The sequence below is a fragment of the Actinophytocola sp. genome, assembly GCF_045807065.1.
Taxonomy (GTDB): domain Bacteria; phylum Actinomycetota; class Actinomycetes; order Mycobacteriales; family Pseudonocardiaceae; genus Actinophytocola.
The window spans coordinates 1-13,379 of the sequence record NZ_JBJMIE010000404.1 but is presented as its reverse complement, the minus strand read 5'-3'; the positions used below and the strand labels follow the sequence as shown (position 1 = coordinate 13,379).

At 69.7% G+C, this 13,379-nt stretch carries 11 protein-coding genes; all 11 read right to left on the bottom strand.

From position 1 onward, the window contains the following. Window positions 1–116: 116 nt before the first annotated feature. Window positions 117–1,283, bottom strand: coding sequence for a hypothetical protein (locus ACJ73U_RS23530; RefSeq protein WP_407779851.1), 1,167 nt, complete (start codon window positions 1,281–1,283; stop codon window positions 117–119). Between the two features lie 112 nt (window positions 1,284–1,395). Next, a complete protein-coding gene (locus ACJ73U_RS23525; RefSeq protein WP_407779850.1) occupies window positions 1,396–3,651 on the bottom strand; it encodes a hypothetical protein in 2,256 nt (751 codons plus the stop codon). A gap of 124 nt (window positions 3,652–3,775) precedes the next feature. Further along, window positions 3,776–4,801 (bottom strand): polyprenyl synthetase family protein, encoded by a 1,026-nt coding sequence (locus ACJ73U_RS23520; RefSeq protein WP_407779849.1) that lies wholly within the window; start codon window positions 4,799–4,801, stop codon window positions 3,776–3,778. A 112-nt stretch (window positions 4,802–4,913) separates the two neighbouring features. Next, on the bottom strand, window positions 4,914–6,512 hold the full coding sequence (gene nuoN / locus ACJ73U_RS23515; protein ID WP_407779854.1) for an NADH-quinone oxidoreductase subunit NuoN: 1,599 nt from the start codon (window positions 6,510–6,512) through the stop codon (window positions 4,914–4,916). A gap of 10 nt (window positions 6,513–6,522) precedes the next feature. After that, on the bottom strand, window positions 6,523–8,112 hold the full coding sequence (locus ACJ73U_RS23510; protein WP_407779853.1) for an NADH-quinone oxidoreductase subunit M: 1,590 nt from the start codon (window positions 8,110–8,112) through the stop codon (window positions 6,523–6,525). A 17-nt stretch (window positions 8,113–8,129) separates the two neighbouring features. Then, the gene (gene nuoL / locus ACJ73U_RS23505) at window positions 8,130–10,076 is read right to left on the bottom strand and encodes an NADH-quinone oxidoreductase subunit L (RefSeq protein WP_407779852.1); all 1,947 of its coding nucleotides are present in this window, start codon (window positions 10,074–10,076) and stop codon (window positions 8,130–8,132) included. A gap of 28 nt (window positions 10,077–10,104) precedes the next feature. Then, a complete protein-coding gene (nuoK, locus tag ACJ73U_RS23500) occupies window positions 10,105–10,404 on the bottom strand; it encodes an NADH-quinone oxidoreductase subunit NuoK (protein WP_075127779.1) in 300 nt (99 codons plus the stop codon). Next, on the bottom strand, window positions 10,401–11,258 hold the full coding sequence (locus ACJ73U_RS23495; RefSeq protein WP_407779848.1) for an NADH-quinone oxidoreductase subunit J: 858 nt from the start codon (window positions 11,256–11,258) through the stop codon (window positions 10,401–10,403). The genes nuoK and ACJ73U_RS23495 overlap by 4 nt, the downstream gene beginning before the upstream one ends. Window positions 11,259–11,322: 64 nt before the next feature. After that, the gene (nuoI, locus tag ACJ73U_RS23490; protein WP_407779847.1) at window positions 11,323–11,871 is read right to left on the bottom strand and encodes an NADH-quinone oxidoreductase subunit NuoI; all 549 of its coding nucleotides are present in this window, start codon (window positions 11,869–11,871) and stop codon (window positions 11,323–11,325) included. Further along, complete coding sequence (gene nuoH / locus ACJ73U_RS23485; protein WP_407779846.1) at window positions 11,858–13,180, bottom strand: NADH-quinone oxidoreductase subunit NuoH; 1,323 nt, start codon at window positions 13,178–13,180, stop codon at window positions 11,858–11,860. The genes nuoI and nuoH overlap by 14 nt, the downstream gene beginning before the upstream one ends. Continuing rightward, the coding region (locus ACJ73U_RS23480) for a hypothetical protein (protein WP_407779845.1) at window positions 13,180–13,379 on the bottom strand (200 nt) is incomplete at its 5' end. The genes ACJ73U_RS23480 and nuoH, both read right to left, overlap by 1 nt.

Genomic DNA, 13,379 nt, shown 5'->3' with positions numbered 1-13,379 from the left:
CGCCGAACCTCCAGGCGTTGCTCAACGGCAACGACACCTGGACGGTCAGCTGAGCATTGGAACGGCCCCGGAACGCGGTTCCGGGGCCGTTTCGCCGTTCTGGGGTACTTCTTTGGCTACTTCTTGGCCCCGGCGCGCTTCTTGTGGTCCCAGGCCTGGAAGCCGGCGTTCTCGGCGTCGGCTTCGGTCTTGAACCAGACGTCGGCCTTGGTGCGGCTGAAGTACGGGGACTTCTCGGTGTGGAAGAGCTTCGAGGACTCCTTGGCCTTGACCGTGAAGTCCGCGGAGGGGGCGGAGCCGTCGGCGGCCGACTTGGGGGTGGACTTACTGGTGGCGGCCTTGCCGGGGGTCGGCTTCGTGGCGGCCGATGCCGGCTTGGCGGACTCCGCGGCGGCGGGCGACTCGGTCTCGGTGGCCTCCGCGCTGGTCGGGGTGGCCTTCGAGGTGGCCTTCGCGCCGGTTGGGGTCGCTTTGGCGCCGGTTGGGGTCGCCTTGGCGCCGGTTGGGGTGGCCGCACCGTTTGAGGCCGCCGCACCGGTTGAGGTGGCCTTCACGCCGTTCGAGGTGGCCTTCGCGGTCTTTGCGGTGGCCGCCTCGGGCGTCGAAGCGCTGGTGGCCTTCGCCTTCGCGGCGGCAGGCTTCCTGGCGGAAGACTTGGCGGCGGGCTTCTCAGCGGGGGCGGAATCGGTGGCCGGCTCGGCGGCCGTGGCCTTCTCCCCTGCAGGCCCGGAAGTCGCGGAGTCGGCGGCGGCAGCCACCTCTGCGGAGGGCTCGCCAGCCGCGGATTCCCCGGCGGCGGCGGACTTCTCCGCAGTGGCGGACTTCTCGGCCTTGGTCGCGGTGTCAGTCGCGGCGGGCTTCTTGGCGGCAGTGGGCTTCTTGGCGGTGGTCGCGGACTCCGTGGCCGGTTTGGCGTCGGTGGCCTTCGTGGTGGAGTCGGTGGGTGCGGGGGTGGTGCTCTCGTCCCTCGCTGGCGCCGTTGTGCCTGGTGCCGCTGGGGTGGTGGCCGGGGTCTCGGCCGGTGCCGCGTCCGCGGCCTGCTCCGCCGCGGCCTCGGGTGCGGCGGACGGTGGCTCGGCCTCGGCGGCCGGCTCCTTGGCGGACGGCGCGTCCGCTGTGGGTGAGGTCGCCGAGGTGTCCGGGGTGACCGTTACCTCGGCCGGGGGGTCTTCCTGCTTGGTGGCTTCGGCTCTGGGGTCCGCCTCGGTTGGTGCTTCACCCGAGGCGCTCTTGCGCCGGAAGACGGACTTCAGCTTGCCGGACAGTTGCTGCAACCAACTCACGGCGTCTGCCTCCTCGCGGCTGATGACGCGGTAACGATCACCGATAGCCGAGAACAATAGGGCACGGCCGACCACAACCTGTGGCCGGCCGTCAAGTCTGTGTCAAGAAAGATCATCCCACCGGACGAAAGCCCACCCGTTCGGCATCCGCCGCGCTGCGGAACCAGACCTCGGCGACCGTGCGGCCGAACTGTGGGGATTCGGGTGTGCAGTACCGCAGTGCGGCCACGCTCGCCTTGATCGTGAACTCCGGTGACGGTGACGCGCCACCCGGAAGGGGCATCGCTGATCCGGGGCCGAACGGACCGCGGCCGCCGCCGCTCCCCTGCCGCAGGCGGTGCGGGGGCGGCGGGGTGGCCATCCCCTCGTCCTCGGCGGGGACGATCGGTTCGAACAAGGCTCTCGGGTTCTCCGCGGGCGCGTCGGCGGAGGCCGCGGCCGGCTCCGGCGACGGCTGCACGCCGAACGGGAACTGGTGCCGCGGCTTGCCAGGCACGCGCTTCGGCAACGCGTTCGGGGTCGGGTCCACGCGCACGGACACACTGCCCTGGCTGATGCGGTTCTGCTGCGGCACACGCTTGGGCAGGTTGTTCGCCGAGCGCTCGGCCCGCTTCTCCACCGGCGGCTCGTCCACCGAAGGCGCGGCGGCCGAGACGATCTCCGTCTGCTCGGCCGGCGCCTCCGGCGGGCTCACCGGCGCCGAAGTCTCCGGCTCCATGAACGACGCCGCGGCCGGCTCCGGCTCGCTGAACCCACCGAACTCGGCGTCGCCGAACGCCGGACGATCCTGCTCACCGAACGTGGGACGGTCCTGCTCGCCGAAGGTTGGACGGTTCTGTTCGCCGAAAGCCGGGCGATCCTGGTCGCCGAAGGTTGGACTCTCTTGCTCACCGAAGGCTGGGCGATCCTGCTCGCCAAAGGTCGAACGGTCCTGCTCACCGAAAGCCGGGCGATCCTGGTCGCCAAAGGCCGGGCGGTCCTGCTCGGCGAACGTCGAGCGGTCCTGCTCGCCGAAGGCCGGTGCCTCCTGCTCGGCGAACCTCGACTGTGAGCGCTCCGGCTCGGCGAACCTGGGCTGCGACCGCTCAGGTTCCGCGAACCGGGACCCCGGCGGCTCGCTGAACCGCTCCGGCTCGGTGAACCGGGCGGGCTCCTCGGACTCGCCGAAACCCGGCTCGGCGAACGTCGGGGTGGACCGCTCAGGCTCCGCGAACCGGGAGGACTCCGACTCGCCGAACCGAGGCGACTCCGACTCACCGAACTGGGAGGACTCCGACTCGCCGAACTGAGACGACGCCGACTCACCGAACTGGGAGGACTCCGACTCGCCGAACTGAGACGACGCCGACTCACCGAACTGGGAGGCCCCCGACTCGCCGAACCGGGGCGACTGGGACTCGGTGAACTCGGGCGCCGCGGGCTCGATGTGTCGGGACGACGCGGGCTCGCCGTACGGGGAGACGGCCTCGGACTCGACGGTCCGCTCGCGGCGGTCGAACTCGGTCTCCGCCGGGTCCTCGGCCAGGTCGTCCACGAGGCTGTCGGAGCGGGACAGGTCCTGCTTGCCGGCCTCGTCGATCTGGCGGATCAGCTCGCCCGGGATCGGACGGGTCCGCTGCGTGAACACCGTGGTGCCGGGCTCGTCGTCGTCGGCCGCGCGCGACTCGTCGTCCAGGACGTCCTCGTCGTCCACCAGGCGGGCGTCGTACGGCGCCGAGTCCTCGACCAGGTGGTGGCGGTTGCGCGGCACCGCGGCCTGCTCCTCGGGTGCCTGGTTGGCCGCGTCGCCCTCCAGCTCGTCGTCGAACCAGCCGCGGTCCGACGGTGGCGGGGACACGGGCGGCACCTCGGGTGGCGCGCTGAGCGAACCGGACGACACGTCGAGGTACTGGGTGGCCGTCGAGTGCGGCTGGTCGGCCAGCTCGGTGTCGTACTCCTCCCGCGCGGGCTCGTACTGCTGCTCGGGCGGCGGCTGCGACACCGGCGGCGGCTGCAGCTCGGGCGGTGCCTGCAGCTGGGGCGGTGCCTGCAGCTCGGGCGGCGGCGCGAAGTCCCGGTTCTGCGGCTCCTGGTCGACGTACGGCGCGAGGCGGCCGCGCTCCGGCGGGAGGGGCGGCGGTGGCGTGCCCTGCAGCCGGTACGCGCGGGAGCGGAAGTCCTCGTCGTCCAGGCCGGGCACCATCGACTCGTCGTCCCGGACCGGCTCGGGGCGCTCGGGCAGCGGCGCACGGCGCGCTCGCGAGGCGAGCTCGGCCTCCAGCTCACCCACGCGGTTACGGGCCGGCCGAGCCACCAGCAACCAGCAGAGCAGCGCTCCGAGCAGGAAGGCCGCCGAGCTCCACAACCAGACCTGCCCAAAGATCGGCATCGATCGAAACTCCCTCCGCGCACCGCGCGCACGCCCACCGCCAGGGTGGTGTCAGGCTACTGCTGCCCGACCGGGCGTGAGCACCGCCCGGTGGATTAAGCAAGCCGGACACGCTGGGTACGGCCTAACGCGTTCGGGCGACGACATACCGCGCCAGCATGGCCAGCGCGTCCCGCGCCGAGCAGGACGGAAGCGTCGCGAGCTCGGTCCGCGCCCGATCGGCGTAGTCACCGAGCGTGCGCACGGCCTGTTCGAGACCCGACGACTTGCGCAGCAGGGTGAGTGCCTCCTCGACCGCGTCGTCGTCGGTGATCGGACCGGCGAGCAGCTCGACGAGCCGCGGGTCGGGGTCCTGCGCCAGCGCGTAGTGCATGGGCAGCGTCTTGACGCCCTCCCGCAGGTCCGTGCCCGGGGTCTTGCCGGACTCGTCCGCGGGGGAGGCGATGTCGATGATGTCGTCGGAGATCTGGAAGGCCGTGCCGATGATGTCGCCGAACCGCCGCAGCGCCTCGGTGTGCTCCGGTGTGGCGCGGGAGAACATGCCCCCGAACCGGCCGGCGGTGGCGATCAGGGAGCCGGTCTTCTGCCCCATGACGTCGAGGTAGTGCCGGACGTGGTCATCGTCCGGTCCGGCGCCGACCGTCTCGCGGATCTGCCCGGTGACCAGCTGGCCCATGGTCTCGGCGATGATCCGCGCGGCCTGGCTGCCGAGGTCGGCGACGAGCCGCGACGCGTGGGCGAAGAGGAAGTCGCCGGTGAGGATGGCGACGGCGTTGTCCCAGCGGGCGTTGACGCTCTTGGTGCCGCGCCGCATCGTCGCCTCGTCCATGACGTCGTCGTGGTAAAGCGTGGCGAGGTGGACCAGCTCGACGGCCGCGGCCGCGGTGATCACGTCGTCGTTGTCGCCGGCCACGCCCTCCGCGCCGAACTGGGCGGCCAGCAGCGTGAACAGGGGACGAAAACGTTTGCCACCCGCCTTGACCAGGTGCAACGCTGCCTGGTTCACGAAGTCGACATCGCTGCGCACGACCGAGTGGAGCACGTCCTCGACCTTGATGAGGCCGTTGGTGACGGACTCGACCAACTCGGGATCGGCTTGGTCGAGCCCGAGCGACGCCGGTAGCCGCGGCACGGTCTGGTCAGGTGTCACTCGGCATCGCTCCCCAACTGAAGAATCCCTGGCTACAGCCTAATGTCCAGCGTTTTCCCGCAGGTCGCGAGAGGCTGTGACACAGGTTATGCGTGGCCAGGGATTCCCCACGTCACTGAACGGCGAAGGTGCCGCCGCCGGCCCAGTCGAGGGCGAAGGCCGGCACGATGCCCAGCAGCAGCGTCACGACCACGCCCAGCGTGATGGCCGCCGTCGTGAACGCACCCGGCACGGTCACCGACGGCCCGTCCGCCGCAGGCTCGCTGAAGTACATCAGCACGATCACCCGCAGGTAGAAGAACGCCGCCACCGCGGACGCCACCAGCGCCACGACCACGAGCGGGGCCATGCCGTCGGCCAGCGCGGCCTGGAAGACCACGAACTTGCCGATGAAGCCCGACGTCAGCGGGATGCCGGCCAGCGCGAGCAGCAGGAACGTGAACACCGCGGCCACCAGCGGGGACCGCTTCGCGAGGCCCGCCCACTGGGACAGGTGCGTCGCCTCCCCGTCCGCGTCCCGGACCAGGGAGATCACGCCGAAGGTGGCCACCGTGGTGAAGCCGTACGCCAGCAGGTAGAACAGCGTCGACGACACGCCCTGCGGGTTCAGCACGATCGCGCCGACCAACAGGAACCCGGCGTGGGCGATGGACGAGTACGCGATCATGCGTTTGATGTCCGTCTGGGTCAGGCCCAGTACCGCGCCGATGACCATCGACACGATCGCCACGCCCCACAGGACGCCGCGCCACTCCCACTGGGTCGACTCCAGGCCCACCGACAGCACGCGCAGGATGGCGCCGAACGCCGCGACCTTCGTGCACGCCGCCATGAAGCTGGTGATCGGCGTCGGCGCGCCCTGGTACACGTCCGGGGTCCACGCGTGGAAGGGGCCGACCGAGCCCTTGAACAGCAGGCCGACGATCAGCAGCGCCATGCCGCCGAACAGCAGCGTGTCCGACCGGTCGGAGCCCGCGGCCGCGTTCGCGATGGCCTCCAGCCGCACCGAGCCCGCGTAGCCGTACAGCAGCGCCAGCCCGTACAGGAAGAACGCGGACGCGAACGCGCCGAGCAGGAAGTACTTGACCGCCGCCTCCTGCGAGAGCAGCCGGCGCCGGCGCGCGAGGCCGCACATCAGGTACAGCGGCAGGCTCAGCACCTCCAGTGCCACGAACATGGTCAGCAGGTCGTTCGCCGCGCAGAAGGTCATCATGCCGCCCAGCGAGAACAGGGTCAGCGGGAAGACCTCGGTCTGCATGCCGTACCGGGCCGCGTCGCGGCGGTTCGGGTGCGCGCCGAGCCGCTGCTCGCGGTCCTGGGTGGTGCCGGGCCGGATCGCCGCGGTGGCGACGAACGCACCGCCGGGCTCGACCGAGCGGTCGGCGATCATCAGCACCGCGCCGAGCGACAGCGCCAGCAGCGTGCCCCACAGGAACAGCGCCGGGCGGTCGATGGAGATGGCCCCGGACAGCGTCACCTCACCGGCCGACGGGGCGTCGGTCAGGTAGAACGCCAGGGCGATGCCCGCGCCGACCAGCGACAGCAGCGTCAGGAACACCTGCGCCGACCACCGCTGGTGCTTCGGCAGGAACGCCTCGAGCAGCACCCCGACACACGCCGCGCCCAGGATGATCAGCACCGGCAGGATCGCCGGATAGTTGATCGGCGCCAGCGTCTCCTTGGCGGGAGGTGCGGCGGCCAGGAAGTCCAGTGCGGACAACTCAGTTGCCTCCGTCCGAGATACCGACCGACGACAGTGTCGCGTCGACCGTCGGCGTGATCACGTCGAGCACCGGCTTCGGGTAGAAGCCGATGCCGATGACCAGGACCATGAGTGGCGCGAGCACCAGCTTCTCCCGACCGCTCAGGTCGAGGATCGCCTTGCGGGCGCCCACTTCCGGGGCGGCCACGGTGCCGGGACCGCCGGCCACGTCCACCAGCGCGTTGCCGCGCACCGGACCGTGGAACACCCGCTGGTACAGCCACAGCACGTACAGCGCGGCGAGGATCATGCCCACCGTCGCGAGGATCGTGTACACCGGCTCCCGGCCGTAGGACCCGATCAGCACCAGGAACTCCGAGATGAAGGAGTTGGTGCCGGGCAGCGACAGCGTGGACAGGCCCGCCAGGAGGAACACGCCGGCCAGCGCGGGCGTGATCTTGGCGAGGCCGCCGTAGTCGGCGATCTGCGTCGAACCGCCGCGGGCGATCACGAAGCCGATGACCAGGATCAGCATGCCGGTCGAGATCGAGTGGTTGACCATGTAGGACACCGAGCCGACCTCGGACTGCTGGGAGAACGAGAAGATCCCGATGGCGATGAAGCCGAAGTGGGCGATCGACACGTACGCGATGAAGCGCTTCATGTCCCGCTGGCCCGTCGCGAGCAACGCGCCGTAGAGGACACCGGCGACACCCATGACCAGCACCAGCGGCGCCAGCTTGACGCTCGCGTCCGGCGTCATCGGCAGCAGGTACCGCAGGAAACCGAACGTGCCGACCTTGTCCAGGATGCCGACCAGGATGACCGCGACGCCGATCGGCGCCTCGGCCGCGGCGTCGGGCAGCCAGGTGTGCAGCGGCACCAGCGGCGCCTTCACCGCGAACGCGAGGAAGAAGCCGAGGAAGATCCAGATCTGGTTCGAGAGCGGCGCGTTCGACACGACCTTGACCAGCGTCGCCCAGTCGAACGTGCCGCTGCCCAGCTGGGCCGCGGCCAGCGAGTAGGCCCCGATCGCCGAGGCCAGCATGATCAGGCCGCCGAGGAACGAGTACAGGAAGAACTTGACCGCCGCGTACTGCCGCCGGGGCCCGCCGTAGTTCCCGATGAGGAAGTACATCGGGATCAGCATGATCTCGAACAGCACGTAGAACAGGAACACGTCGGTCGCCGCGAACACGCCGACGGTGAGGACCTCCTGCAGCAGGATCAGCGACAGGAACCCGCCCGCGGAGCGCTCGGCCGGCAGCTTCTCCGCCCAGCCGGCGCCGATGACCACCGGGATCAGCAGGGCGATCACCGCGATCATCACGAGCGCGATGCCGTCCACGCCGAAGGCGACGTGCACGCCGAAGGACGGGATCCAGTCGAACGAGAACGCCTGCTGGATGCGTGCGCCGCCGGCGTCGTAGGAGATCCAGGAGATCACCGCGACCACGAACTCGACGACCGAGACGCCCAGCGCGACCTGCTTGGCGAGCCGGTCGTTGTCCCGCAGGAACGCCACCACGATGGCGCCGGCCAGCGGGATCAGCAGGAGCAGTGCCAGCAGGAACGCTCCTTCCGAAGAGCTGCTTGCAGGGTCGAGCATCTGTACTGCGGAAGTGCTCACGCGTACCTCACCGCCAGGAAGGCAATCAGTACCAGGATCGAACCGGCGAGCATCGACGCCGCGTACGACCGGACGAAGCCGGTCTGGAGTCTGCGCAACCGGCCGGAGCTGCCGCCGAACCCGGCGGCGATGCCGTTGACCAGTCCGTCAACGCCCTTGTTGTCCACGTACACCAGCGCCCGCGTGAGCCAGGTGCCCGGGCGGGCGACCAGCACCTCGTTGAGCGCGTTGCCGTACAGGTCCTTGCGTGCCGCGCGGACCGGGAACGACACCGGGTCCGGCTTGACCACCGGCACCTCGCGGCGGCCGACGACCAGCCAGGCGAGCAGCACGCCGACGACCATCAGCCCGATGGTGAGCACGGGCATCAGGCCCTCCGGGATCGTGTGGTTCTCGCTCTGGTGGAGCGTGCCGAGCGACGGGGTGAGCCAGTCGACCAGCCGGTCGCCGAGCGCGAAGAACGCACCGGCGCCGACGGAGCCGACCGCCAGGACCGCCATCGGCCCCCACATGACCGGACCGGCCTCGTGCGGGTGGTAGTCCCTGCCGTCCTCCGACTTCAGCTCCTTCCACCGCTGCTTGCCGAAGAACGTCATGAACATCAGGCGGGTCATGTAGAACGCGGTCAGCGCGACGCCCAGCAGGGCCGCGCCGCCGAACACCCAGCCGCGCCAGCCCTCCTGGCCGAACGCGGCCTCGATGATCGCGTCCTTGGAGAAGTAGCCGGACAGGAACGGGAACCCGATCAGCGCGAGGTAGCCGAGCCCGAAGGTGGCGAAGGTGATGGGCATGACCCGCCAGAGCCCGCCGTACCGGCGCATGTCGACGTCGTCGTTCATGGCGTGCATGACCGAGCCGGCGCCGAGGAAGAGCCCGGCCTTGAAGAAGCCGTGGGTCAGCAGGTGCATGATGCCGAGCGCGAAGCCGAACGGGCCGAGGCCGACGGCCAGCATCATGTAGCCGATCTGGCTGACCGTCGAGTAGGCGAGGACCTTCTTGATGTCGTCGTACGCGCAGCCGACGATCGACCCGAACAGCAGTGTGACCGCGCCGACGATCGTCACGACCAGCCGGCCGTCCGCGGACAGCGAGTAGATCGGGTTCGACCGGGCGATCAGGTAGACGCCGGCGGTCACCATGGTCGCGGCATGGATGAGGGCGGAGACCGGGGTCGGGCCCTCCATCGCGTCGGGCAACCACGCCTGGAGCGGGACCTGGCCGGACTTACCGCAGGCACCCAGCAGGAGCAGGATGCACAGCGCGGTGATCGTGGGGCTCGACAGCTTGTCGAGGTTGGCGAACACCTGGGTGTACTGCGTGGTGCCCAGCTGGCTGAACAGGATGAAGATCGCCAGCGCCAGGCCGACGTCGCCGACCCGGTTCATCAGGAACGCCTTCTTGGCCGCGGTGGCCGCGGACGGGCGGTTCGTGTACCAGCCGATCAGCAGGTACGAGGCGAGGCCCACGCCCTCCCAGCCGAGGTACAGCGTCACGAAGCTGTTGCCCAGCACCAGGATCAGCATCGCGGCGACGAACAGGTTGAAGTACCCGAAGAAGCGCCGCCGGTCGGGGTCGTCGGCCATGTAGCCGACCGAGTAGATGTGGATCAGCGCGCCGACGCCGGTGATCAGCAGGACGAAGCTGATCGACAGCGGGTCGATCCGGAGTCCGAAGTCGACCTGCAGGTTGCCGACCGGGATCCAGTCGAACACGTGCAGGTTCTGCACCCGCTCGCTCTCCGGCAGCCCGGTGGAGGAGAAGAACAGGACCACGCCGTACACGAACGACGCGATGATCGTCGCGCAGCCGAGCAGGTGGCCCCACGCGTTCGTGACCTTGCCGCCGAGCAGCAGGACCGCCGCGCCGATCAGCGGGAACGCGACCAGCAGCCAGGCGCCACCGGCGGCACCGCTGGCCTCGTGGACCTTCTGGGCCTCGGCCAGCAGGAATGTAGACGACACGGATTACCCCTCAGTACTTCAGCAGGTTGGCGTCGTCCACGGAGGCCGACCGGCGGGTACGGAAGATCGACATGATGATCGCGAGGCCGACGACCACCTCGGCCGCGGCCACCACCATCACGAAGAAGGCCATGATCTGGCCGTCCAGCGAGCCGTTGATCCGGGCGAACGTGACCAGCGACAGGTTCACCGCGTTCAGCATCAGCTCGATGCACATGAACACGACGATCGCGTTGCGCCGGACCAGCACGCCGACCGCGCCGATGGTGAACAGCAGCGCCGACAGCAGCAGGTAAACGGTGGGGGTCACTCGGAGTCCCCTTCCCGGGTCGGGTTCAGAGAGCGGGCCTCGACGCCGTGCGCGCTGCCCGCGACGGCCTTGCGCTGCGTGTCGTAGCGGTCCGCCGCGGCCGACTCGATGATCTTCGACAGCGACTCCGGCGCGATCGAGCCGTCCGGCAGGAGCGCGGGGGTGGCGACCGAGCTGGAGGTCGCGAAGACGCCCGGTCCGGGCAGTGGCGACGGGCGGTCGTGCTCGCCGCGGAAGCGGGCCTCGACCAGTTCCTTCTGCGTCCGGCGGCCGCGGACGTGCCGGTCGACGTAGCCGAGGACCATGGCGCCGACGGCCGCGGTGATCAGCAGCGCGGACGTGAGCTCGAACGGGAACAGCCAGTCGGTGAAGATCGACCGGCCGATGTTCGCCACGTTGCCCGGGCCGCCGTTGGCCTCGTCGCCCTGCAGGCCGACGGGCGTGACCGAGGTCAGCGAGCGGGCGACCGCGGTGACCACCAGCACGGCGAGGCCGAGGCCGAGGATCGTGGCGAGCAGGCGCTGGCCACGCAGGACCTCGACCACCGAGTCCGAGGAGTCCCTGCCGACCAGCATCAGCACGAACAGGAACAGCATCATGATCGCGCCGGTGTAGACGATGATCTGCACGAAGCCGAGGAACGGCGCCTGCTGGACCAGGTACAGCACCCCCAGCGACAGCATCGTCAGCACCAGGAACAGCGCCGAGTGCACCGCGTTGCGGGCGAAGATCATGCCCAGCGCGCCGAGCAGCGCGATCGGCCCGAGCACCCAGAACGAGACGGCCTCACCGGTCGACATCACGTTCTGGACGCCCTGGACGAGCACGAGAGCTGCGCTGACGGCGCCGCTCATGATCCCTCCTCGCAGGCTCCGAGGCGCCACGCGCTGGCGCCCGGTGTTCGATGGCTGGCTCCGCTCACTTGGCCGCCTCCTTCGTGGGATCCGGGTAGCCCCACTTGCGGGCCAGGCGCGGAGCGTCGACGTAGTACTCCTGCTCGGTGTCGCCGAGGCGCATCGGGTGCGGCGGCTGCTCCATCCCCTTCAGCAGGGGCGCCATCAGCTCTTCCTTGGTCCAGATCAGGTCCTGGCGGTTGTCGTTGGCCAGCTCGTAGTCGTTGATCATCGTCAGCGACCGGGTCGGGCAGGCCTCGATGCACAGGCCGCAGCCGATGCACCGCAGGTAGTTGATCTGGTAGTCCTTGCCGTAGCGCTCACCCGGGGAGTAGCGCTCCTCCTCGGTGTTGTCGCCGCCCTCGACGAAGATCGCGTCCGCCGGGCAGGCCCACGCACACAGCTCGCAGCCGACGCACTTCTCCAGTCCGTCCGGGTGCCGGTTGAGCTGGTGGCGGCCGTGGTAGCGCGGCGCGGTCGGCCGGAAGTCCTCCGGGTACTGCTCGGTGACGACCTTCTTGAACATCGTCGAGAAGGTGACGCCGAAACCCTTGAACGGATCAAACATCCCCATCGGTGGACTCCTTCTCCTGCGTGGCGGCCCCGCCGACGGTCGCCCGCTGGCGACGGCGCTCCCGGCCGCGGCGGACGGCCTTGCGCTTCGCCGGGGCGTCGGGGATCTCCAGGTCCAGCGGTGGCACCGGGTAGCCACCACCGGTGATCGGCACGCGGTCCTCGTCGTCGTCCACCTTGCGGTCCGGCAGCAGCAGGGACAGCAGGATGAGGATGAGGATCGCGCCGCCGCCGAGGAAGAGCCACTGGCCGGCCGAGACCTCGTTCTCGTTGCGCACCGTCCGGACCGCCGTGACGAGCACGATCCACACCAGGTTGGCGGGGACCAGCACCTTCCAGCCGATCTTCATGAACTGGTCGTAGCGGAACCGCGGCAGCGTGGCGCGGGCCCAGATGAAGCAGAACAGCAGCACGAAGGTCTTGGCGAAGAACCAGAGCGCCGGCCACCAGCCCGTGTTGAAGTAGTTGTGGTCGATCAGCGAGATCGGCCACGGGGCCATGTAGCCGCCGAGGAACAGGGTGGTGGCGAAGGCCGAGACGATCACCATGTTGACGTACTCGGCGAGGAAGAACAGCGCGAACTTCATCGAGCTGTACTCGGTGTGGAAGCCGCCGACCAGCTCGGACTCGGCCTCGGGGAGGTCGAACGGCGCGCGGTTGGTCTCGCCGACCATCGACACCAGGTAGATCAGGAAGCTCGGGATCAGCAGGTAGAAGTACCAGCCGCCCTGTTGCGCGTCCACGATGTGGCCGGTCGACAGCGACCCCGTGTACAGGACCACGGCGACGATCGACAGGCCCATCGCGATCTCGTAGGAGATCACCTGCGCGGCCGAGCGGAGCCCGCCGAGCAGCGGGTACGGCGACCCGGACGACCAGCCGGCGAGCACGATGCCGTACACGCCGAGCGAGGAGCAGGCCAGCACCACGAGCACGCCGACCGGCAGGTCGACCAGCTGCAGCACCGTCTCCTCGCCGAAGATCGACACCTTCGGCCCGACCGGCATCACGGAGAACGCCAGGAGGGCCGGGACGGTCGAGATGATCGGGGCGAGGAAGTACACCTTGCGGTCCGCGCCGTCGGGGATGATCTGCTCCTTGAACGGGAGCTTGATCGCGTCCGCGAGGGACTGGAGCAGGCCGAACGGCCCGACCCGGTTGGGACCGGGCCGGTGCTGCATCCGGCCGATGACCTTCCGCTCGCCCACGATCAGGCCGATCGTCATGACCGGCCCGATCAGCAGCACGACCACGACCTTGATCAGGATCAGCCAGAGCGGGTCGTCGGCCAGGAGCGCTGCCCTATCCATCACTCGCCTCCCGTGGTACTACCGGTGAGCAGGTTCTCGGCAGTCACGGTGACCACGTCGCCGTGTCCGGCTCTCAGCACGCGCCGGACCTTCGACGGACCGGAGTTGCCGGGCAGCCACACGACGCCGTCCGGCAGGTCCGCCAGCTCGACCGGCAGCGTGATCGAGCCGTGCTCGGTCTTGACGGTCGCCGTGCCGT